This window comes from Paraburkholderia sp. BGA-UO-ETr-F12, assembly GCF_059567945.1.
Genome location: NZ_JCAQOZ010000044.1, coordinates 16,801 through 39,050, shown reverse-complemented (window position 1 = coordinate 39,050; position 22,250 = coordinate 16,801). Strand labels below are relative to the sequence as shown.

The 22,250-nt window shown below is 61.6% G+C and carries 16 protein-coding genes and 1 pseudogene; 10 read left to right on the top strand and 7 right to left on the bottom strand.

Annotated features, from left to right (window positions below; all coding sequences use genetic code 11):
- Positions 1-97: 97 nt before the first annotated feature.
- Positions 98-1,012, bottom strand: a complete 915-nt coding sequence (gene dapA, locus AC57B6_RS18920) for a 4-hydroxy-tetrahydrodipicolinate synthase (RefSeq protein WP_496421883.1) — start codon at positions 1,010-1,012, stop codon at positions 98-100.
- A gap of 396 nt (positions 1,013-1,408) precedes the next feature.
- On the opposite strand from dapA, the gene AC57B6_RS18915 reads away from it, so the two are divergent.
- Entirely contained in the window at positions 1,409-2,701 is a 1,293-nt protein-coding gene (locus tag AC57B6_RS18915) for an aspartate carbamoyltransferase (protein ID WP_025647588.1), read from the top strand.
- Between the two features lie 119 nt (positions 2,702-2,820).
- On the opposite strand, the gene AC57B6_RS18910 is transcribed toward AC57B6_RS18915, so the two are convergent.
- Positions 2,821-3,909 carry a zinc-binding dehydrogenase gene (locus tag AC57B6_RS18910; RefSeq protein WP_496421882.1) on the bottom strand — a complete coding sequence of 363 codons (1,089 nt, stop codon included), beginning with the start codon at positions 3,907-3,909 and terminating at the stop codon, positions 2,821-2,823.
- Between the two features lie 90 nt (positions 3,910-3,999).
- Between AC57B6_RS18910 and AC57B6_RS18905 the strand changes: the two genes are divergently transcribed.
- The 4 genes from AC57B6_RS18905 to AC57B6_RS18890 all read left to right on the top strand — a co-directional run bounded on the left by AC57B6_RS18905 (position 4,000) and on the right by AC57B6_RS18890 (position 8,924).
- Positions 4,000-4,911, top strand: a complete 912-nt coding sequence (locus AC57B6_RS18905; RefSeq protein ID WP_281663145.1) for a LysR family transcriptional regulator — start codon at positions 4,000-4,002, stop codon at positions 4,909-4,911.
- A 326-nt stretch (positions 4,912-5,237) separates the two neighbouring features.
- Entirely contained in the window at positions 5,238-7,487 is a 2,250-nt protein-coding gene (locus tag AC57B6_RS18900) for a TonB-dependent receptor (protein WP_496421881.1), read from the top strand.
- A gap of 10 nt (positions 7,488-7,497) precedes the next feature.
- Positions 7,498-8,244 (top strand): tetratricopeptide repeat protein, encoded by a 747-nt coding sequence (locus AC57B6_RS18895; protein WP_496421908.1) that lies wholly within the window; start codon positions 7,498-7,500, stop codon positions 8,242-8,244.
- Positions 8,241-8,924, top strand: coding sequence for a Fe2+-dependent dioxygenase (locus AC57B6_RS18890; RefSeq protein ID WP_028200294.1), 684 nt, complete (start codon positions 8,241-8,243; stop codon positions 8,922-8,924). Before AC57B6_RS18895 ends, AC57B6_RS18890 begins: the two co-directional genes overlap by 4 nt.
- A 209-nt stretch (positions 8,925-9,133) precedes the next feature.
- Here the strand turns inward: AC57B6_RS18890 and AC57B6_RS18885 are convergent, their stop codons facing one another.
- Genes AC57B6_RS18885 through AC57B6_RS18870 form a run of 4 tightly spaced genes read right to left on the bottom strand, consistent with a single transcriptional unit; the run spans position 9,134 to position 15,639 of the window.
- Positions 9,134-9,421, bottom strand: coding sequence for a PAAR domain-containing protein (locus AC57B6_RS18885; RefSeq protein WP_025647597.1), 288 nt, complete (start codon positions 9,419-9,421; stop codon positions 9,134-9,136).
- A 25-nt stretch (positions 9,422-9,446) separates the two neighbouring features.
- Entirely contained in the window at positions 9,447-10,754 is a 1,308-nt protein-coding gene (locus tag AC57B6_RS18880; protein WP_221306702.1) for an SEL1-like repeat protein, read from the bottom strand.
- A gap of 2 nt (positions 10,755-10,756) precedes the next feature.
- On the bottom strand, positions 10,757-12,784 hold the full coding sequence (locus AC57B6_RS18875) for a phospholipase D-like domain-containing protein (RefSeq protein WP_144193270.1): 2,028 nt from the start codon (positions 12,782-12,784) through the stop codon (positions 10,757-10,759).
- Complete coding sequence (locus AC57B6_RS18870) at positions 12,781-15,639, bottom strand: type VI secretion system Vgr family protein (RefSeq protein WP_496421907.1); 2,859 nt, start codon at positions 15,637-15,639, stop codon at positions 12,781-12,783. Before AC57B6_RS18870 ends, AC57B6_RS18875 begins: the two co-directional genes overlap by 4 nt.
- Before the next feature lie 342 nt (positions 15,640-15,981).
- Between AC57B6_RS18870 and AC57B6_RS18865 the strand changes: the two are divergent.
- The 5 genes and pseudogenes from AC57B6_RS18865 to AC57B6_RS18845 all read left to right on the top strand — a co-directional run.
- Positions 15,982-16,116 (top strand): annotated as a pseudogene (locus tag AC57B6_RS18865) (PKHD-type hydroxylase); the annotation flags it as partial.
- Between the two features lie 396 nt (positions 16,117-16,512).
- The gene (locus tag AC57B6_RS18860) at positions 16,513-17,262 is read left to right on the top strand and encodes a 2Fe-2S iron-sulfur cluster-binding protein (RefSeq protein ID WP_144193271.1); all 750 of its coding nucleotides are present in this window, start codon (positions 16,513-16,515) and stop codon (positions 17,260-17,262) included.
- Between the two features lie 13 nt (positions 17,263-17,275).
- Positions 17,276-18,277 (top strand): FAD binding domain-containing protein, encoded by a 1,002-nt coding sequence (locus AC57B6_RS18855; RefSeq protein WP_444514647.1) that lies wholly within the window; start codon positions 17,276-17,278, stop codon positions 18,275-18,277.
- Positions 18,274-20,496: a xanthine dehydrogenase family protein molybdopterin-binding subunit gene (locus AC57B6_RS18850; RefSeq protein ID WP_444514646.1), complete on the top strand. Its 2,223-nt coding sequence runs from the start codon at positions 18,274-18,276 to the stop codon at positions 20,494-20,496. Before AC57B6_RS18855 ends, AC57B6_RS18850 begins: the two co-directional genes overlap by 4 nt.
- 77 nt (positions 20,497-20,573) lie before the next feature.
- The gene (locus AC57B6_RS18845; RefSeq protein WP_496421880.1) at positions 20,574-21,161 is read left to right on the top strand and encodes a nucleotidyltransferase family protein; all 588 of its coding nucleotides are present in this window, start codon (positions 20,574-20,576) and stop codon (positions 21,159-21,161) included.
- Here the strand turns inward: AC57B6_RS18845 and AC57B6_RS18840 are convergent.
- The gene (locus AC57B6_RS18840; RefSeq protein ID WP_496421879.1) at positions 21,158-22,081 is read right to left on the bottom strand and encodes a LysR family transcriptional regulator; all 924 of its coding nucleotides are present in this window, start codon (positions 22,079-22,081) and stop codon (positions 21,158-21,160) included. The genes AC57B6_RS18845 and AC57B6_RS18840 overlap by 4 nt on opposite strands.
- Between the last annotated feature and the right edge of the window lie 169 nt (positions 22,082-22,250).

Here is a 22,250-nt window from a genome sequence, read left to right as displayed (position 1 = left end):
ACCGGTTGCGATAATGGACAAAGGGGGCCGATTATCGCCTGGCATCACGAACCATCATCTCAAATACAAAGGGCAGTTGACGAGTCCGCGCTCATGCTCACCGTGCCGCCAGACGCGGCTCGCTCCGATCGAACCCGTCCAGCTCACACAGCCGTGCAACCAGCGCATCGCTGGCACGCGTCATCGGCATGCGCAAGCCGTCGCGTATCAGGCCTTGCGCTGCAAGCAGCGCCTTCACCGGCGCCGGGTTCGGCTCGGCAAACAGCGCCTGGATCAATGGCGCGAGCTCATGAAAAATACGCCGCCCTTCGTCGAGGCGGCCCGCCGATAACGCACGATACAGCGCGACGAACCGCTCCGGCCGCAGATGCGCGGAAGCCGCGATCGCCCCGCTGCCGCCCAGGCACAGGGTGTTGAACAGATTGATGTCCTCGCCGGTCAGCACCTGCAGGCGGCCATCGCGAATCAGCGCGAGCGTGGTGTCGAGCGAACCGGCGCAATCCTTCACCGCCTGAATTCGTGGATGCGCGGCCAGCGTCAGGAGCGTGTCGAGTTCGAGCCGGACGCCGGTTCGATAGGGAATGTCGTACAGCACGACAGGCTTCTCGCTCGCCTCGGCAAGCGCCAGGAAATGCCCGACGATGCCCGCCTGCGAAGGCCGGATGTAGTACGGCGCGGCTATCAGCACGCCGGCGATCGGCAATGCGTTCAGTTGCCCGATGCGCGCCTGCATGCTCGCCGTATGATTGCCGGATACGCCGACCAGCACGGGCAGCGCTCGCGCGTTCGCGCCTTGGCCGGCCGTCTGCGCTTCGTCGAGAATCGTCGCCAGCACGGCGTGCTGCTCGGCGTCGTCGAGCGCGGCTGGCTCGCCGGTCGTGCCGAGTGCGACCAGCCCGGCAATGCCCGCGTCGGCATAGCGGCGCACCAGCGCGCGCAGCGCGGCGTGATCCACCTCGCCGTCGGCGAATGGCGTGATGAGCGGAACCCAGATACCCGAAAAAATAGACATGTTTTTACCTCGATGACGACCGTATCGATTCCGATCAGCGGTGCGAGGGAGGAAAAACGGGGAATGCCGCAGAGGGCGTTGACCGGCTGTTCCGTCGCAACATCTGACGGAACAGCGGCTCCGGTCAGATGAGCGGCTGTTTTTTGGCTTTGGCGTTGACGTTCGCGAGATTCGCGCGTGCGGCCACGACGCTCGCAGAAGCGAGACGTGCGGCGGTTGACGAGCAGGGTCGGAACGTTTGGCCGGAATGCATGACACGCAGTTTAACCGCGTCCGGCGCGAGTTGGCAAAGCGGGCCGGCCAAACTCGCAAAATTGCTTGACTTCTGCGACAGGGAAACTAATATACGCACCGCGTACATAGCCGATACGCAGCCCTTTCCCGACAGGTGCCCGCATGAGCGTCCCACAACAAGCCTTCCTACGCGACGCGATGCGTCGCATGAACATGACCCGCGAAGCGTTCGCGAGCCGTATCGGCGTGTCGCGCCGCGCACTCGACACGTGGCTGCTGCCGGACGATTCGCAGGAATCGCGCGCCATGCCGGAGATCGTGGAGCGTTTCGTGTCGGAAATCGTGGTGCATGGCGAACCAGGCGAAAAGCATACGCAAAGCGTAGACTCGCAGTCGCTTGCCAGCCAGATGCTGTTCGAGGGCAAACCGCAACTGCTGTCCGTCGATCAGTTCTCCCGCGACTCGGTCGAGGCACTGTTTCGCGTCGCCGACATCATGCAGCCGATCGCACGGCGCCGGAAAATCTCCCGCGTGCTCGAAGGCGCGGTACTCGGCAATCTGTTTTTCGAGGCCAGCACCCGGACCCGCGTGAGCTTCGGCGCGGCGTTCTGCCGGCTCGGCGGCTCGGTGTGCGACACCACCGGCTTCACGTTTTCGTCGATGGCCAAGGGCGAGTCGATTTACGACACCAGCCGCGTGATGAGCGGCTACGTGGATGCGCTGGTGATCCGTCATCCGGAGCAAGGCTCGGTGGCCGAATTCGCGCGCGCCACCAACGTGCCGGTGATCAACGGCGGCGACGGCCCCGGCGAGCATCCGAGCCAGGCGCTGCTCGACCTGTACACGATCCAGCGCGAGTTCTCGCGCCTGGGCAAGATTGTCGACGGGGCGCATATCGCGCTGGTCGGCGATCTGAAATACGGCCGCACGGTGCATTCGCTGGTCAAGCTGCTGGCGCTCTATCGCGGCATCAAGTTCACGCTGATCTCGCCGCCCATGCTCGAAATGCCGAGCTACATCATCGAGCAGATTTCACGCAACGATCATGTGATCGAGCAGACTCACGATCTGACCGCCGGCCTGCGCGGCGCCGACGTGGTGTACGCCACGCGCATTCAGAAAGAGCGCTTCACCGACGAATCGTTCGAAGGCTACACGCCGGATTTCCAGATCAATCAGGCGCTGATGGACAGCGTATGCGGTGCCGACACGTTGATCATGCACCCGCTGCCGCGCGACAGCCGGCCGGGCGCGAACGATCTAAGCGTCGACCTGAATCACGATCCGCGGCTGGCGATTTTCCGGCAGACCGATAATGGCATTCCGGTGCGGATGGCGATTTTCGCGGTACTGCTGGGCGTCGAAAAGCTGGTCCAGCATTCGATGCGCGACGCCGCGTGGCGCCCGCCCGCTTATCTCGGTCCGGACGACGCGGTGTTTCACGGCATCGACTGATCGCCCGACGATCGACTGAGACCGTCCGATGCGAAGCGGCCTTGCTGTGAACCAGCAAGGCCGCTTTTTTTACGCTGCCGCAAGCAGGTCCGATCAGGCCCGAGCGGGCCGTTACATGCTCAACCCCACGCGTGCTGCGACTTGCCGTCCACCACCGTGCATTGCAGGCCGGACATACGGCCGGCCGCGTCGATGGCCGCCTCCAGCTCGGCAAACGGATACGACTTCAACTCGACCGCATCGAGTGCGATCTGGCCGGATGCGACCATCGAAATCAACGCGAGATAGTCAGCGCGCGTGTACATGAAGTGGCCGATCAACTCCCAGTTGTTCTGCAACATCTCCCGGTACGTAATCGGCAAATCCACTTGCATGCTGCCCATCAGCACGAGCCGGCCGCCGCGGCGCAGGCTGCGCAATGTGGCGAGCGTTGCGTTCGCATCGGTCGCGTGGCCGACCATATCGAAGCCGAGGTCCACGCCGCCACCGCTGGCGGCACAAATCGCCGCCGTGTCTTGCGCGACGTCGCCGGTCAGTACGACGGGCACCACACGCCCGCGGCCTTGCTCGACCAGCGCTTGCAGCGGCTCAAGCCGACGGCCCTGGGCGACCACCTTGCTCGCGCCGAGCGCCAGCGCCGCGATCACGGCCGCCGAGCCGAAGTAACCGCTCGCGCCGTTGACCGCCACCGTCTCGCCCGCCGATAGCCGGCCGCGCCTCAGGCCGCCGAACGGCACCGCGAATTTGCCCAGCACCGCAAGACGGGCGGCGTCGATCTGATCCAGACCATCCAGCGCCATGACGGTCGAGGCCGGGAATTCGGCCAGTTCGCGCAACGTGCCGTGCGGAAAGTCAGCCATCAACGCGCCGCTGTCGGCGCTGATGGCGGTGAGCCCCAGTAGCGCCTGTGCGGGTTCGCGCACCGTTTCATCGGCAATCAGGTACGGATTCACGGCGACCCGTTGGCCCGCGCGGAATGCCACCACACCCTCGCCGACCGCGACGATCCGGCCGACACCATTGGTACCGGGCGAAAACGGTCCCGGCGGGCACGCATAGCCCAACTTCCCTTCCACATAGTCACGCGTGTAACTCAGCAGCGGCACCGCCTCCATCCGCACCAGCACAGCGTTACGGCGCGGCTGCGGTTGCGGCACTTCACGCAAGGCCAGCGCCTTGCCGGGTTCATCGAGCATCCAGGCTTTCATCTTGGTTGTCCTTCAGTTCGTTTCGGTGCTTGAACTGTAGAAGCGCGGTACGTATTCTTGAAATCAATTACTCATATGTGACCCATCAACATGATTGATCTCCGTGGCATCGATCTGAACCTGCTGGTTTCGCTCGACGCGCTGCTTGCAGAGTCGAACGTCACGCGGGCGGCGGAGCGGCTGCATCTGACCCAACCGGCCGTCTCCACGCAGCTTGCGCGCTTGCGGCAGATCTTTGGCGATCCGCTGCTCCTGCCCGCCGAAACCGGCCGTGGCATGACACGCACGGCGCGGGCGCTGGAGTTGATGACGCCGCTGCATGCCGCGCTGAAAAATCTCGAAGCCGTGGTGCGCCACCAGTCCGCCTTCGATCCACTGAGCAACACGCGGCGCTTCGCGATCGCCGCGCACGACAACGCCACCGCGGTGCTCGGCATGCGCCTGATGGAGCGCTTGCCCGCCCTCGCGGGGCCTGGCGTGCGCGTGGCGTTCGTGATGGGCGATCAGCCCGTCACCGCATCGCGACTCGAGAACGGCGAGATCGATCTGCTGCTCGGTTCCGACCGGATGATTCCGCCGTCGATGAAAGCCCGCAAGCTCTACGACGAGCATTTCGTCTTCGTGCAGCGCAAGGGACACCCGCGCGGCACCGCTCCGCTCGATCTCGACGCTTACTGCACACTCGATCACGTGCTGGTGTCCACCAGCGGCGGCAGCTTTCACGGTTTCATGGACGAGCATCTCGACGAACTCGGCCGCGAGCGGCACGTCGCGCTGTCGGTTCAGCACTTCACGCTGGTGCCGGAACTGCTGTCAAAAACCGACTATGTGTCGACACTGCCGTCGCGCTTCGCGGCACGCTACGCCGATCGGCTCGATACCTTTGCGCTACCGTTCGACGCACGCGGCTTCACGTTGTATGCGGCGTGGCATCCGCGCAACCAGGCCGATCCGGCGCTCGTGTGGCTGCGGGAAACGCTGGCTGAACTCGCGGCGCAGTAGGATGACGGTGGGCAAGCCGCCCCTTTTGGCCAGAAGGGCTCAATCGCCCGCTACTCGTACCGATCGCGCAGCAGAAACAAATTCACCTCTGCGCAGAGTCGCCAAATTCTCGCATTTCCCCTCCATTTTCCCCGATTGACCCGCTAATTCCATCTGCCGGCCCACGCGCGCCACCCCGCACCCCAAGATTTTATGTTGAGAACGCTTCTCAATTACAAGCGGATTGCATAGAATGCACGCCGAAAACACTTTGTAATAAACATGACATGCCCGGGTAAGGAAAAGCTTCTCTACCCGGCCGCCTGCACTCAACAACGGGGATAAAAATGAAGTTGCGGTCCGACGAACCGAAGCTCGGCAAAATCAGCACGACGCTGTGCGGCATGCTGGCGGCAGGTCCCGCCCTCGCGCAAGGCACGCCCGGCACCACGCCGCCCGACAAGGAAAACCAGTTCGCGCCGATTGCCGTGCAAGGCCAACTGGATGACGGCTTCAAGACCGATCATTCGGCGTCGGTCAAATTCACGGCGCCGCTGGTCGATACGCCGAAGTCGGTCACCGTGATTCCGCAGGAGTTGATCAGGAGCACGGGCGCCTCGACTTTGACCGAAGCGTTGCGCACGGTGCCGGGCATCACCTTCGGCGCAGGCGAAGGCGGCAACCCGCTCGGCGACCGGCCGTTCATTCGCGGCTACGATGCTCAGGGCAGCACCTTCGTCGACGGCATGCGCGACATCGGCGCGACCACCCGTGAAGTGTTCAACATCGAAAGCGTTGAAGTGACCAAGGGTTCGGACGGCGCCTACGGCGGCCGCGGCGGCGCGGGCGGCAGCATCAACCTGATCACCAAGACCCCGCATCTGGGCAATTCCGCCGATGGCAGCGTCGGCCTCGGCACCGACCGCTACCGCCGCTTCACCGCGGACGGCAACTGGCAGATGGCCGATCATGCGGCGTTCCGCCTGAACGTGATGAGCCACAACAACGACGTGGCCGGCCGCGATGCGGTCAATAACGAACGCTGGGGCATCGCGCCGTCGTTCACCTACGGTCTCGGCACGCCTACCCGCGTCACGGCGAGCTACTATCATCTCTCGACCGACGACCTGCCCGACAGCGGTATTCCGTACTTCTACACAACTACCAACAAACCGGCCAACGTCGACACGATCTATCCGGCCAATGTGGACCGCCACAACTTTTACGGCCTGATCGACCGCGATTTCCGCAAGACGACTTCGGACGTCGGCACGGTGCGTATCGAACACGACATCAACAGCAACCTGACGATCCGCAACACCACGCGTTATACGAAGTCCACCCAGGACTACATCTGGACGCAGCCGGACGACAGCCAGGGCAACGTCGTCAACGGCATGGTGTGGCGCCGCGCGAACACGCGTGCCAGTGACGTCTACAGCCTCGCGAACCAGACCGAACTGTTCGGCGAGTTCAGGACCGGCTTCCTGAAGCACAGCTTCACCACCGGCCTCGAACTGTCGCGTGAAACCAGCGTGAATGATTCGTACACCGTGGCCGCCGCCACCGGCGCGATCTGCAGGACCAACGGTATCGGCGCGGCGTCGGGCTACAACTGCACGAGCCTGTGGTCGCCGAATCCTAACGACCCGTGGGCCGGTTCGGTCAAGCAGACCAACGATCCGAGCGAGCAGCGCACCGTCACCAAATCGCTGTACGCGTTCGATACGATCGAACTCACCAAACGCTGGCAGGCCAACGTCGGCTTGCGGGTCGACGATTACTCGACCGATTTCCGCAATACAGTAGCCAACGGCGGCAAGCGCACCTCGCGCGACGACACGCTGTTCAACTATCAGTTCGGCCTAGTCTTCAAACCGGCGTCCAACGGCAGCATCTATGCGTCGATTGCAACCTCGTCGACGCCGGCCGGCGCCTTGCTCGGCCAGGGCAGCGAGACGCAGTCGCTGACGCCGGGCCGCGGCGGTGTCGGTGCGAACGCGGATCAACTCGCCCCGGAAAAAAACCGCAGCATCGAACTCGGCACCAAGTGGAATGTGCTGAACAACCAGCTCTCGCTGACCGGCGCGCTGTTCCAGATCGATACGACCAACGCCCGCGTCACGCTGCCGAATAACGAATACGCGATGGTCGGCAACAAGCGAGTGCAAGGCTTCGAATTCGGCGTAGCGGGTAAGCTGACCAGCAAGTGGCAGGTGTTCGGCGGCTACACCTACATGAAGAGCCAGTTGCGCGACAACGGCAAGACCACGTCGGATAACGGCCATCAGTTCCCGAATACGCCGAAGAACAGCATCAGCCTGTGGACCAACTACGACGTACTGCCCAAGTTCACGATCGGCGGCGGCGCGTTCTACATGTCGCAGGTGTACGGCGACACGGCGAATCTGCGCGCGGTGCCTTCTTACTGGCGCTTCGACGGCATGGCCACGTACCGGATCAACAAGAAGGTCGATCTGCAACTGAACGTGCAGAACATCTTCAACCGCACGTATTACGACCAGGCGTACCCGGCGCATTACGCGTCGATCGCACCCGGCCGTTCCGCCTTCCTGACGCTCAACGCGCACTACTAGGCAACGCATGATGGAACAGGTGACGCTGAAGGCGCTGGCGAGCGTGTCGCATGACGAACTCGCCGCGATCCTCTCCGGGCCGCCTGCCCACGCCGTCGCGTGGGTAGCGGCTGCCGCGCACAACGGCATCGTCGAAGCACAGGCGGTGTACGGCCAGTATCTGCTCGACGGTCACGGCGTGGAACGTAATGCCGAAGAAGCGTTGACGTGGTTCAGGCACGCGGCCCGGCAGGATCATCCGATGGCGATGAACATGCTGGGCCGCTGCTACGAACACGGTTGGGGAACGGCCGCGTGCGCGCCGGTAGCCGTGTACTGGTATCGGCTCGCGGCCCAGGCGGGACTCGACTGGGGTATGTACAACTACGCGTCGGCGCTGGCGCTAGGCCATGGTGTGGAGTGCGACCGGGCGCAGGCGCTGCAGTGGTTCCGGCGCGCCGCCGAGACAGGGCACGTGAAGTCGCTCAACTATATCGGCAGCTTTTACGAAGACGGCTGGGCCGTCGATACCGACGCAGGCATCGCGCTCGACTATTACCGGCGCGCCGCGGTGGGCGGCGACTTTCGCGGCCAGTTCAACTATGCCCGGCTGCTGGCCACGCGCGGCGAGATCGACGCCGCACTCGGATGGTTGCGGCGCGTGCCGATGACGGCAACGGCGGCGTTCGTCGAGAAAATGCGGGCATGGCTGGCCGCTTCGCCAGTGGCTGCATTTCGTGCCCTCGCTGAGGAGATCAATGAAGAGGTGCACGCATGATGTTGCATCTGCAGGGCGTACTCAGCAAACAACAGGTCGCGCAATGCCGTGAAATTCTCGACGCGGCGCAATGGATCGACGGCAATGCGACGTCCGGCGAACAGTCGGCGCAGGCCAAGCGCAACCAGCAATTGCCCGAAGGCTCCGCGGTCGCGCGCGCGGTGGGCGATGCGATTCAGGACGCACTCGGGCGCAATCCGCGGTTCTTTTCCGCTGCTTTGCCGCTGAAAGTATTTCCACCGCTGTTTAACCGCTATGCAGGCGGCGACGGTTTCGGCACGCATGTGGACAACGCGATCCGCCAGCTACGTGGCACCGACTTCCGCATTCGCAGCGATCTGTCGGCCACGCTCTTTCTTGCCGAGCCGGACACTTACGACGGCGGCGAACTCTGCATCGAAGACACCTATGGTGTGCATCGCGCGAAGCTGCCGGCGGGCGATATGGTGCTCTACCCCGCTTCGAGCCTGCATCACGTGAGCCCGGTGACGCGCGGTGTGCGGATCGCGTCGTTCTTCTGGATTCAGAGCATGGTGCGCGATGACGGCGAACGCGCCATGCTGTTTCAACTCGACAACGACGTGCAGCGCCTCGCTGCCGAGAAGGGTTCGAACGATCCGACAGTGGTGAGTCTTACCGGCATTTATCACAATCTGCTGCGCCGCTGGGCTGATGCGTAGCAGACGATGCAGGCGTCGGCGATAGAAGTGTGAGGTTAGCCCGGAAATTTTCACCGAGTCTGTATTTTCGAAACGGGAACTACACAGCGCACGCGTTCTCGAAGAAAAGAGTCAGTGATTCGCAGCGTGAAACCTCATTGCTCGGTTGCCGAAGCGTCCCGCGCAAGTTGCTTTGCTCGCACGAACGCCGATATAGTTACCCATTGCGATTACACATCGACGGACATTGCCTGCTGCGAGGCGACGAGCTTCGGCGGTGGATCGCATTTACAGATGCACAGATCATCGCTCAGCGCCGTGCGGCGTCCGTCTGGTCCGGGCATCGTCAGACGTTGGCCGTCGCATTTGATCTTCCCCGTTGAGTTGCACGCTGGACACACAACGTCATCGCCCTCGTGCGCGATATGCCGACCTCTCAACGAGAGCGCGGTCGGCTGTGCACGAACCGTTCCGGATACTGTCGTGTGATCGCCGTCGAGAATCAGATATCGCTTCACAATTTGCCTACCTGTTATCGGAACATCACGTCTGATCGATGTACGCGACCAGTTCCCACGCCACCGTCGCAACCTGCTGACGTGTACCCATCATGCGGTCGAGGAATGCAAGCGTGCGCGGTTCATGCACGACCAGCGAGGGCAATGTATCGCCCTTGAGGAACCGCCGCTGCGAATCCCCCATCTGCCCCGCTTCGAGCTTCGCGTGCCAAACACCATCTTCGGGGCAAATTTCACCCGTGCTCGCGAGGGTCCCAATCGGTACGCGGGCTGCGACCTTCGAGGGTTCGTCGGCCTGTGATGTCTTGTTCGAGAAACCCGATAGCGGCAGACCGGTCGCCGGGTCGAGGTGCTTCGCCTTTGCCATCTGGTCGATTATTTCGTCAGCTGGCTTTTTCGGTGGCACGGCTGCATCCTGCTCTTTTTGCCACTGGAACGTACCGTCCCACGGCGGAAGCTTCGCAGGCGGTAGCGGAACGATCTTGTCGATGTCGGGTACCTTGGGGTTGCGACCGTCGTTGCTGTCGAGGAATTTGCCAATCAAGCCATAGCGGCGAGTACGTTCTGCATCAGGCTTAACGTCGATCGCATAGAGCTCATTCTTTCCAGATTTCTCATCAAAGGCATACTGGAGTAGGAACGCCGACTGACTACTTCCCGCCTTGGCGCTACTTTGAAAAGCCTCAGCCGCTTCGACAAACTTTCGATTGAGTTGAAAAGCCACGCCCAGATCGTTACCTGCGGCAGCGTATCCTTGAGCAGACGCACATTGAAACATTTGTAGCGCAATGTCCGGCGCTGCATCAGCGGGGTTGAGTAAATTCGCAACATAGTATTGCGCATCTGGATTTCCCAAATCTGCTGCTTTGCGTATGTAACGCCTAGCCGCGTCGTCGTCGCGTTTGACGCCGTAGCCATTCAGCAGGTAGTGCCCGATATCGTAGTAGCCGCTCGGCACACCTGCTTTGATGAGTTGTTCAGCCAGATCAACGCTTTCCTTTTCTGGATCGGGTGACGACGCCGATCCAGATGAAATCAGGATTTGCAGATTGTGGTTCGCCTTGTAATGTCCATACGCCGCTGCAATCCGATAGTAACGCGCGATGTCGTTGAAATCCTTCGGCCCCTCTTTCTTCTCAAGATATCGTCCGTACTGAAAGAGTTCTTCCGATTCGGGATCGAGCGGCGGCAGATGATCAGCTTCGTGCGTACACGTGAAGGCAAGTTTCAGGCGTACTGCGCTAACGTCAGGCAACGGGTCCATGGCATTCTCGTTTTTCGAACAGGCAGATAGCAGGCATACAACAGACAATGCAACGAGCGATCTATGCATGATCAATCTAGTTTGCTCCGTTTTGTCGTGTCGGTTCGAAACGCAATCAAAGATGCCAAAGGCGACTGTTTCTTGCTATCCATTCGTTTTTTGTTGCTTGTGATGATCCCGCTCCAAGCCTTGAATGCTTCCTCAATATTGTCGCCGATGGCCTGTGCGTTATTTGCGTCCGAGTCCGACTGTCCTCCTTGATAACTGACTGAACCGTTCCTTGTATGAATAGTCCACAACCGCTTCCGGAGCGCATTCGTCACGTCGCCATGCTCATGGCAGATGTTCAATTCGCTATCGACTTCCATACTCCGCGTGTTGATGTTAGCCGAGCCGTGCGTGAGGAACACATCATCGATGACCATGATCTTGCTATGTACATAGGTGTTCATCCAGTTTCCTGCCGGAGAGTCAGGCGCAACCAACGTGCAGATTAGCGTTTTCAGCCCGGTGATATCACTCGGAACAACTGGCCCGCTCTTATTGGCACTGATCTTCCCGTTTACGGCATCCAGTTGCTGCTGCAAATCCTTCTTGCGTGCTTCGCTCCTGGCAAAAAATGGCGCATTCTGTGTGGCCGTGCCGGTGCCATATACTCTCACGGTCTGCTCACTGCCATCGATGTCGTCTATCTGCGACTGGAGACTGCTTTTCTGCTGTTGCAGTGCGTCGTCGCGTTCCGCCTTCGTTACGTCTGGCATCGTATCCGCATGTCCAAGCGACTCCATCATGCGATACGTCGAAACCTGTCCGTTTTCCAGCGCATCGTCGCTGGAATTGGTCACGACAAACAGATATAGCGTCCCATCCCTGCCGGTGTCCCGTCCCCATGCAAGTTGTTTATTGACGGCGGCCTTGATCTGATCGACCAGCGGTGGCCAGCGAAAATACTGGTTCTCGATATACATGAAGCGGGACGTATTGTTCGTCACCTGCTTGTACATCGACCGGATATCCCGGCGATTCTCGGCTTTCTGCGACTGTGTGCGCAGGATTTGCGCCATCACAGGAGTGCCCTTGTCCTGTCGGACGGTGAGCCGCGATGCCAGCGCCTTGCGCGGCGTAATCAGGTCGACTTTCGTGGTGTGCTGCCACGCACGGCAGAAGTTCACGTTCAGATGTTCAAGGATCGGACCAGTGACGCACGCGGACATGTCCTGCCTCGGCGTTGCGCCATTGCGTCCGAAGCGCGGATGCATCCGCGCAAACGAATGTTTATCGTCGTCCCAATAGGCGTCGAGCGTGTTGTGCCCCATGACGAAGCCCACCGCGTGTTCCGGCGCGTCGTAGTCCACCATCACCATTTTCTGGTGATGTGACGGTTCGCCACCAAAGCCGACCGTGACCGCTTCCTCGTTGAGATTTTTATCATCGCGGAAACGTGATTCCCGCCACATGATTTCCCAGCGGTCCTTCAACGAGAAATCCCGCGTCGCCATTTCCACGCACGGGAACCCCTGTAAGGCGACGACCTGTGCGGGATCAGGTGGCGGCAATCCCGCCGTGTGTCGCGCCCGTAATTCCGCTGCCCACTTGTTTCTCGCATCCTCCCATTGAGGTCCGATACCCGGGGCTGTCGCATGCCGATACCACTCGCGGTCATATTCCCGCTCCGCATTGTTCTCGTTCTGTGTAAAAAAGTGCCTCCACCAGGTCAGGCCCGGAGTCGAATTCTCGGACATCTGCGCGATACCAAGGGAATCCGCCCAACACAGAACCCGGACCCGCACGCCTTGCAAGCCCTTTGTGATGAGCAGATCACCGATATTCATCGACGCACCGCGATCACCGCGCTTGAAATACATCGAAGGCTGAAAGCCCCAGCAGATAATATCGACGCTGAATCTTGCTGCATTAATGGCGTCGTAGACCGCACTGAATGCTTCCTCACCGTTTACGAGCGGCTTGTAGGAGCATGGTAGCGGATGAAATTCGACAGGCCTGTTCTCGTCGGTAAAGTCCACGAACCAAGGCGAGCATACTGTCGCAGTGGATGTCTGGTTCTGTGCAAGCGGTGTCGTGATTGGCGCGCCGGTCATGCGTCGTCTCCTGATGACGGATTGAGCAGGTCGCTGTAGCGTTGTCGATGCTGAGCGCGGTCACCGGGTGGGGTGACATCCGTCGCACTGCCATTCTCGTGAAACTGGAATCCCTGATTCGCCAGCGCCCCATTGCCAGCGTCCCGGTAATCGGCCGGGACAGGGATTTCGTGCTTGACGCCGCTTGCCATCTCAAGCGTATATTTCTGCGTGGTGACGTGATGGTCGATGGGTAATTGCCCGGTGCTGTCGAATACACCCTGCTTCACCAACGCACCGTCCGCATAGAGCTTGTACGGCATGCCGACCGGCACGACGTTCGTCGCGGAAGGTGACGCCATCGTGTTCAGGGTCAGTCGCCGCGTAGGCATGTCCTTGAACGCCGGGTTCGTCACATCCATCCGCGTCGGTCCACTGAACGGGAAGTCTGCCCCCTTGAAGTCGATCTTGCCCGGTGCGTGAATCTCGATGTTGCCGTCCTTGATGCGGATGTATGCACCTCCAGAGGTCAGCAGGATTTCCTGCTGGGCAGCGGCCTGAATACTTTCCGTGGCGGATACAAACAGCAGCGATTTCTGCGCGGTCAATTCGACATTGTCGGCATGCGCCTGCACCTGAATCTTCCCCTTCGCCGCGAACAGCTTCATCCCTGCGTTCTGCACGAATAGGCTCAGTTTCTGCGTGACGCTTGCCACCAGCGATTTACCCGTCGCAATGTGCGTGCTCTGGGCGCTCACCAGATTGATATGCTGGTCCGCCGCGACGTGCGTCGACTTCTGTGTCGACAGTGCAATACCCGCAGGCGCGGCAAACAGTATCACGGGCTGCGTGAACGCGTTCGCGCTACCGGTTCCCCCACCTGCCGTGTTGCCACCACTACCCGTCGCGCCCGCTTCGCTGTGCTGGGTCGCATCTGTAAAAACCTTCAACGCGTCGCGCCCTTCCTTCAGACTCTCGGCCTGCGCGCTTTCGCTAGCCTGCGACAGTCCTTCAATGACACTTTCCGAGCTGATTAACTGATTGCTGGCCTGACGCGCATCGAGAGGCTGGCTGACGACAGGGTGCGTCGATACGTACAGCCCACGTCCTGCGCGCAGTGCACCGTATGCTTCGGAACTCAGATCGAAGCCGCTGCCGAGGAAGTTGCCGCGCGTGTTGGCGGTATGATCAATCAGATAGCCGAGGTGAAGTTGAGCATTGGTGCTTGAACTGTATAGCTGAACGCGGTTCTGGCCAGTCGCGTCGTCCATCACCATCTGATTGAAACCGCTTCCCGAAAATTCCTTTGAGCGAAATCCCGAGAGCAGCCCGTTCGAATGCCATTGCGGTTTCGCTGCGCCGTTGTACACGCGATACAGCGCAATGGGTCGGTCAATGTCGTTGCCGACATAGCCGATTATCAGTTCCTCACCTGCACGTGGCATGTGCACGCCGCCATAACCATCACCCGTATCAGACTGCACCACGCGCACCCAGCACGATGCCCGCTCATCGCCCTCATTGATCCGGTCCCACACGAACAGCACCTTGACCCGGTTCAGTTCGTCGGTATACGCCTCCTGACCTTTCGGACCGGCGACAATGGCCGACTCCAGTTGCGCTTCGGGCTTGCGGTGTTCGAACGGGCTGCGGTACGGCACACCCGTACGCTGCGCTTCGACGGAAACCCGGTAAAACCCTGTGGAGCCGTCACCATGCGCAACACTGAACAGCTTGCCCGGATCGTCGGCGCGAGCCTGCGTGAGTTGATTGCTCAGGCTGTGCGGGTAATTCGTTTCGTGTCCGGAAAGCGGGAGATTGTTCTCGATGGCCCATTCAACCTCGATGGCCGCAAATTCACGCTGATCGTCCGAATCCTGATCGTGTACAGGATGACCGGCTATCATAAAACGCCGCCCTGCGTCGATTGCGCGCAAACCGCCTGCGCCATGAAAGCGCTTCGCCTGCGACTCCCATTCCTGCATGCGGATTGTCGACAAGTGATCGCCGCGCTCCTGGTCCCAGTAGGTATAGCCGCCCGTATATTCGTAGACTTCAGTCTGTGCTGGCAGCACCCCCTGATTCGCCATCGTGGGAATCGCTGTCGCCTTCGGATTGAACGGCGTCGGCGGATTCTTGTAGTCGAACGTGCGTGTCGACAACAGAACAGATTGCAGCGTCCGCGTGCCCGACCACTGCATCAGTGCATCGGCCTCGCTGTTCACGCCCGCACGATAGAACCCGACCGTCTGCGGCGAGAGCGGTTCGAGCGTCTGGAGGCGGTCGGTAATCACCAGCGTATGCGATTTGCCGTCACTCGCCTGCTGCCAGATACCGTAAAGCCCCTCTGACTCCAGCAGCCGGTGCACGAAATTCCAGTCAGTCTCACACTGCCGACAATACGAGCGCATGGGCAGCGGTTTCGACAGTGCGAAGCGGAACATCCCGCGCGCCTGCGGGTGCTCGTTGAATACGTCCGAAATGATCGCGTCGGCGCTTTTATCCTGCCAGTGTTTCTGGTCGCGGCGGAATTGCAGGAAATGCATCCATGAGGAAAACGCAAGCTGGTACGTGGTCAGACTACCTTCGCTTCCCAACCGGCGTGCCGTATGCACATAACCGTGATGCGGGAGATACGAGCCATCCGTTTGCTGTATCCACAGCGTGACGGCCTGCGCGATCAGTGTCTTGAGCTGGACATCGCCCGACGTGGATACACAGTCGAGCATGAAAAGATAATCACGACCGATGCGCGAGCGACCGATGACCCGATGCGGCAGGAGGACGTTATTTCCTGCCGTTGTATCCAGTTTCAGAAGGCGGTCCTGCTGTGACAGCCCGCCTGTTATCGCCCCGATCACATCCCGCACGCCCATACCGCCTCTCATCGTTCCCGCCGGTTCGCGCGATTTTACGTATGACGATAGTATGAAGGCAATTGGACAAGTGTGATAATTTGCAAAAAGAAACGCCAGCTTAATGCAACATGAATATTCTGGTGGATACCGAATCTCCGAGAGATTAACTCCATATATGCCAGCGCCTGAACTGGCAATATTCGCCGCCCTTTATAGCGTGAATAGTGTCAAGCAATTTCGCCTGCCCGGTCACGGCGTGAAAAAGAAAGTCATTTCCAACTTTGAACACGGTCGAACCGTTTCCCGCAACATAGCTGTTCGGGATACGAGCGGTTTCGTCCCTCCATTCGATCCAGTCCTGCTGCACGTGGATTCAGGTTCCAACTCGACAACGACGTGCAGCGCCTCGCTGCCGAGAAAGGCTCGAACGATCCGACCGTGCACAGTCTCGCCGGCATTTATCACAATCTGCTGCGCCGCTGGGCTGATGCCTGAGCAGTACCCGCGCCTGTAATTCCCCACGCGGACTCCTCGTCCCAAGCAAAACAGTCTTTCTCTTTATACGCAGAAAGAAGACACCCAAGCGTATTTACTTTCCCGTTCGTTAAGCGCAACGTCAGTCACTGACGTGCGCCACGGCATATCTGGCCGCGCCTCCACGATTCGAACGGATTCGCCGCGGCTTGTCGCCGGATCGCGAAGAATCGCTTTACGCCGCGTCGACAACCTGTTGCATTCGCAACGGCACCGAAATTGCTGAGTGTGTAATGAATTAAACCGCGACACTTCGGGTGCCTGCGCATGGGACACCCGCATGTCGGCTATCGGGGCGTGGGATACGCGCGTGTCGTCATGCCTGCATTGACCTTTCGATGGAGCCAGCAGACCGTCATGTCCACGAGAAACAAACTTCAGGATCCGGGCGACGAGTCCGACGCCGCACCGCCTCAACCTTCACGCCGCCGCTTTCTGCAATCGGCCGCCGCTGCCGCCACCGTCGGCGCGGCACCGCATTTGCGGGCCCAGACACCCGGTCCTGCCGCGCTACCGCCCGCTGAAACCCATACGCCGGTGCCGAGCCGACCAGTCACGCTAACCGTCAACGGTCGTGCTTATACGCTGCAACTGGAGCCACGCGTAACGCTGCTCGATGCGCTGCGCGAATACGCCGGCCTGATGGGTACGAAAAAAGGCTGCGACCGTGGGCAATGCGGCGCATGCACCGTCATCGCCGGCGGCCGTCGTATCAATTCCTGCCTGACGCTCGCCGTGATGCATGAAGGAGAAAACATCACGACGGTGGAAGGACTTGCCAGCAACGACGTGCTGAGTCCATTACAACGAGCCTTCATCGAATACGATGCGTTCCAGTGCGGCTACTGTACGTCCGGGCAGCTGTGTTCCGCGACTGCCCTGCTGAACGAATTCCGCAACGGCACGGCCAGTGCCGTGACCGCCGACGTGCGCAGCCGCCCGCCCCAGCTTTCCGACGACGAAATCCGCGAGCGCATGAGCGGAAATATCTGTCGCTGCGGCGCGTATGCCAACATCGTCGCGGCAGTGCGCGCCGTGCATGACGGCGGCGGGCAAAACAGCGCGGGCGCCGGCAGCAACGGCGGCTTGCACGACACCAAAGCCTGACGGAGCGACCAGCATGGATGCGATCTCTTACGAACGCGCCGGCGACATCGCCGGCGCCGTGCGCGCGGCGCAGCAGCCAGGGGCGGTATTCATCGGCGGCGGCACCAATCTGCTCGACCTGATGAAAGGCGGCGTGGCGCGGCCAATGCGGCTCATCGATATCACGCACATCAGCGGGCTCGATACGGTCGGCACGCTGCCGGATGGCGGTATCCGCATCGGCGCGCTGGTGCGCAATAGCGATGCGGCCAATCACGCGCTGGTGCGCGAACAATATCCGTTGCTGTCGCAAGCTTTTCTGGCCGGCGCCTCGTCGCAACTGCGCAATATGGCGACCGTGGGCGGCAATCTGATGCAGCGCACCCGCTGCGGCTACTTTTACGACACCGCCTTCACGCAGTGCAATAAGCGCACGCCAGGCAGCGGCTGCGCGGCGCTCGAAGGCCACAATCGCACACAGGCGATTCTCGGTGCGAGTCCGCAATGCATCGCCGTGAACCCGTCGGATATGAGCGTGGCGCTCGCCGCGCTCGACGCCGTCGTGCGCGTCACGGGCCCCGCAGGCGAGCGGACGATTGCGTTCGCGGATTTTCACAGGCTGCCCGGCGATCGGCCCGACGTCGATACGACCTTGCGGCCGGGAGAACTGATCACTGCCGTCGATTTGCCACCGCCTTTGTTCAGCGCGAACTCACACTATCTGAAAGTGCGTGACCGGGCCAGTTACGCATTCGCGCTGGTGTCCGTAGCCGCCGCGTTGCAGATGGACGGCGATCACGTGAGCACCGCGCGCATCGCGCTGGGCGGCGTCGCGCACAAACCATGGCGTGCGACTGCCGCCGAGCAGACGCTCAACGGCCAGCCGCTCACACAGGCGCGGTTGCATGACGCCGCAGCCGCCGCGCTACGCGATGCGAGGCCGCAGCACGAGAACGCGTTCAAGGTACAGCTCGCGCAACGCGCGATCGTGCGCGCAGTGAATCAGGCCGCGGGCCGCAGCGGAGGTGTCGCATGAATCTGATCGGTCAACCCATGGACCGTATCGACGGTCTGCTGAAAGTGACCGGCGAAGCGCGCTACGCCGCCGAGTTCCCCGAGGCACGGCTTGCGCATGCCGTGCTGGTCACCAGCACGATCGCAAGCGGCACGATTACGTCGATCGACGCCAGCCGCGCGCAGGCATTGCCAGGCGTATTGCTGGTGATGACCCATCAGAACGCGCCGCGCCTGCCGAATGGCGGCAAGCCCGCGTTGGCGCCGCCGGCAGTCAGACGCCTGTCGCTGTTGCAGGACAACCAGGTTCAGTACAACAACGAACCGGTCGCGGTGGTGGTTGCCGATACGCTCGAACATGCTGCCGACGCCGCCCGTCAGTTGCGCATCACATATCAGAGCAGCGCCGCGGTACTCGATTTCGCACAGGCGAAGCCGAACGGACATGCGCCCGACAAACCGCAAGGCCGCACCACCGACACGCAACGCGGCAGCTTCGAGGACGGCATGCGCAGCGGCGCAGTCCACATCGACGCCGTCTACACGACACCGATCGAGCATCACAACCCGATGGAGCCGCACGCCACCATGGCGCGCTGGGATGGCCCGCAGCTCACGCTCTACGATTCGACCCAAGGCGTCAGCAATGCGGCGCAGGCGGTCGCCAAAACCTTCGGCATGCCGGTGAGCGACGTGCGCGTGATTTCGCCGTTTATCGGCGGTGGCTTCGGTTGCAAGGGATCGTCGTGGTCGCACGTATCGTTGTGCGCGATGGCGGCGAAACAGACCGGGCGTCCTGTGCGTCTCGTGCTCGAGCGGCCGCAGATGTTCGGGCCGGTCGGCGCGCGGCCGCATACCGAACAGCATTTCACGCTCGCCGCGCGGCACGACGGCACGCTAACCGCGATGCGCCACGACAGTACCTCGAACACCTCGGTATTCGAAGACTGGACCGAGACCTGCTGCATGGTCACGCGCATGTTGTACGCGGTGCCCAATCAGATCACGACGCACAGGATCGTGCCGATGAATCTCGGCACGCCGACCTTCATGCGCGCGCCCGGCGAGACAACCGGTTCGTTCGCGCTCGAATCGGCAATGGACGAACTCGCCGTGGCACTGAAAATGGACCCGCTCGCGCTGCGCCTGAAGAATTACGCCGAAGCCGATCCGCAGGAAAACAAGCCGTGGTCCAGCAAGTCCCTGCGCGAGTGCTATCAGATCGGCGCGGAGAAATTCGGCTGGTCGCGGCGTACCGGCGCACCGCGCTCGATGCGCGACGGCAATACGCTGATCGGCATGGGTATGGCGACCGCGACCTATCCGGCCAACCGCAGCGAAGCCGCAGCCATTGCGCGGATTCTGCCGGACGGTAGCGCCATGGTCGCCTCCGGCACCCAGGACCTCGGCACCGGCACCTACACGGTGATGACCCAGGTGGCCGCCGACGCGCTCGGCTTCGCGCCGGAGAATATCCACTTCGCGCTCGGCGACTCGTCGTTGCCGAAAGCACCGGGGTCGGGCGGCTCGCAATCGGCGGCCAGCGTTTCGCCCGCGGTGCGCGAGGCCGCCAACGCAGCGCGCAGCCAGCTGATCGCCCTGGCGCTCGCCGATGTAGCCTCGCCGGTGCACGGCATCGCGCTCGACGACATCACGGTGGAGAACGGCTGGGTCGTGAGCCGTTCGCAACCGGCCAAACGCGATCCGGCGGCGGCGATCATCGCGCGCTCAGGCGGCAAACCGATCGAAGCCACCGCGACGGTCAAACCCGGCGATGAAAGGCAGAAGTATTCGCTGCACTCGTTTGGCGCCGTGTTCGCCGAAGTCCATGTCGATGCGGATCTCGGCACGATTCGGGTGGCGCGCGTGGTCGGCGTATATGACGTGGGGCGCGTGCTGAACCAGAAGACCGCGCGCAGCCAGTTGATGGGCGGCATCGTGTGGGGCGTGGGGGCGGCGCTCCAGGAAGAGACCTCGCTCGATACGCGCTATGGGCGCTTCGTCAACGCGAATCTCGCCGAGTATCACGTGCCGGTGAATGCCGATATCGGTTCGCTCGACATCACGTTCATCGATCGGCCCGATCCGTACGTCAACTCGCTCGGCGTGCGCGGCATCGGCGAGATCGGCATTACCGGCGTACCGGCGGCCATCGCGAATGCGGTGTATCACGCGACCGGCGTGCGCGTGCGCGATCTTCCGGTGACACTCGACAAGGTGATGGGGACGATGCGCGCATAACGGTCGATACATTGGCGCTTGCCTGCCGATGCGTTGCATCGCACAATCGGGCACATCCTTTCTCTCGGTGCCCGCCCATGGCCTACGCCTCGCTCGCGACCGGCGTGTTGCTCGCCGCCGGCTTCGGCTCACGCTTCGACCCGGACGGCCTGCACAACAAGCTGCTCGCGCAGATGCCCGACGGCACGCCGGTCGCGCACGAAGCCGCACACCGGCTGCTGCGGGTCGTCTCGCATGTGCTGGCCGTGGTGCGGCCGGGCTCGGACGCCCTCGCTCGCCTGCTGAACGACGCCGGCTGTGACGTGGTGTTCGCCGAGAGTGCCAATCGAGGCATGGGTGCGAGTCTCGCCGCCGGCATCGAAGCCAGCGACGACGCCGAAGGCTGGATCGTCGCGCTTGCCGATATGCCGCGCATTGCCACCCCCACGATCGAAGCCGTCGCACGTGCGCTCGACGGCGGCGCTTCGATCGTCGCGCCGTTTTATCAGGGCCAGCGCGGCCATCCGGTTGGCTTCGGCATCGAGCATCGGGACGCCCTGATGGCGCTCGACGGCGACACCGGCGCACGCGCGCTGTTGACCTCGCAGCGGGTCATGCGGCTGGACGTCGACGATCCGGGGATCCTGCGGGACGTAGATACGCCGGAAGATCTGCGCAACGTTTAGTCCGACGACACCTGCTGACGGCACATTCTGAGAACGAGCTGCCTGAGCCAGCGGTGAACCGGGTCATTCTCCGAACGGGGATGCCACATCTGCGAAACCGTAAAACCCTCAGTCACCACGGGAAGCTCGAACGCGTAGACGCTGACGGCCGCACCGGGCTGCGTGTTCACAAAAGATTCCGGCAGGAGCGCGACCAGATCCGACGCTCGCGCCACGGCCAGCGCCGCCGGAAAACTCGGCACAACCGCGACAGTCGTGCGCTCCAGACCTGACTGGGCAAGCGCGGCGTCAAGCGAATCGATTGTCTGGCGGCCGTACGGCGTGACGACGTGACCAAACGCGGCGTATTGCTCGAGCGTCACCTCCTGTTTCAGTTTCAGGTCGAGGGGATGCCCCTTTCTGACGACACCCAAAAAACGGTCTCGAAACAACGCCTGAACGCGAATTTCGGGCCCCATTTCCTCCACGACGCCGATCTCCAGATCGGCGGAGCCATTGCGCAGATATTCCGCGTTCTTTTCCGGCTTGGACGAAAAGTGCAAACGCACAAACGGCGCCTGCGCGGTCACTTCGGCAATCAAGGGCGCGCCGAAGGCTTCCACGAAAGCTTCATTGACGCGGATCGTGAGGGTTCTGCGCAGGGTTGAAAAATCCAGCGCCGCGGGCGACGGGCGCAGTAAGGAACGCGCGTCCTGAACGACGTTCTGCGTTCGCTCGCGAATCTCCTCCGCATACGGCGTCAGCACCATCTGGCGCCCGGCCCGGACCAGTAATGGATCGCCGGTCGCGGCGCGAAGCCGGGTCAGCGTGCGGCTCATTGCCGACGCACTCAACTGCAACGACCGGGCGGCGCGCGTCACGTTTTTCTCAGTGAGCAACGCATCTAGCGCGAAAAGAAGATTGAGGTCCGGTTCAGGCATTTTTTTAATCGTGGTCGGCGGAGATGGGATAAGGCGTCTGATGCAGATATTAGTTGCATTCAGCGCGGCTTCCGCCCTTTCCAGCGCATGGCTATATTGGGTTGCACAATTTATCCACGAGGATCGCTCCCGTTAGACTCAGGTTCGGGAGCGGCTTCGTTCTCCGGAA

What these genes read in the sequence shown, in the direction of transcription:
- AC57B6_RS18915 (WP_025647588.1), top strand. Translation starts at nt 1,409, where the DNA reads ATGAGCGTCCCACAACAAGCCTTCCTACGCGACGCGATGCGTCGCATG.
- AC57B6_RS18900 (WP_496421881.1), top strand. Translation starts at nt 5,238, where the DNA reads ATGAAGTTGCGGTCCGACGAACCGAAGCTCGGCAAAATCAGCACGACG.
- AC57B6_RS18880 (WP_221306702.1), bottom strand. Translation starts at nt 10,754, where the DNA reads ATGCATAGATCGCTCGTTGCATTGTCTGTTGTATGCCTGCTATCTGCC.
- AC57B6_RS18890 (WP_028200294.1), top strand. Translation starts at nt 8,241, where the DNA reads ATGATGTTGCATCTGCAGGGCGTACTCAGCAAACAACAGGTCGCGCAA.
- AC57B6_RS18875 (WP_144193270.1), bottom strand. Translation starts at nt 12,784, where the DNA reads ATGACCGGCGCGCCAATCACGACACCGCTTGCACAGAACCAGACATCC.
- AC57B6_RS18895 (WP_496421908.1), top strand. Translation starts at nt 7,498, where the DNA reads ATGGAACAGGTGACGCTGAAGGCGCTGGCGAGCGTGTCGCATGACGAA.
- AC57B6_RS18850 (WP_444514646.1), top strand. Translation starts at nt 18,274, where the DNA reads ATGAATCTGATCGGTCAACCCATGGACCGTATCGACGGTCTGCTGAAA.
- AC57B6_RS18910 (WP_496421882.1), bottom strand. Translation starts at nt 3,909, where the DNA reads ATGAAAGCCTGGATGCTCGATGAACCCGGCAAGGCGCTGGCCTTGCGT.
- AC57B6_RS18870 (WP_496421907.1), bottom strand. Translation starts at nt 15,639, where the DNA reads ATGGGCGTGCGGGATGTGATCGGGGCGATAACAGGCGGGCTGTCACAG.
- AC57B6_RS18855 (WP_444514647.1), top strand. Translation starts at nt 17,276, where the DNA reads ATGGATGCGATCTCTTACGAACGCGCCGGCGACATCGCCGGCGCCGTG.
- AC57B6_RS18905 (WP_281663145.1), top strand. Translation starts at nt 4,000, where the DNA reads ATGATTGATCTCCGTGGCATCGATCTGAACCTGCTGGTTTCGCTCGAC.
- AC57B6_RS18840 (WP_496421879.1), bottom strand. Translation starts at nt 22,081, where the DNA reads ATGCCTGAACCGGACCTCAATCTTCTTTTCGCGCTAGATGCGTTGCTC.
- AC57B6_RS18860 (WP_144193271.1), top strand. Translation starts at nt 16,513, where the DNA reads ATGTCCACGAGAAACAAACTTCAGGATCCGGGCGACGAGTCCGACGCC.
- dapA (WP_496421883.1), bottom strand. Translation starts at nt 1,012, where the DNA reads ATGTCTATTTTTTCGGGTATCTGGGTTCCGCTCATCACGCCATTCGCC.
- AC57B6_RS18845 (WP_496421880.1), top strand. Translation starts at nt 20,574, where the DNA reads ATGGCCTACGCCTCGCTCGCGACCGGCGTGTTGCTCGCCGCCGGCTTC.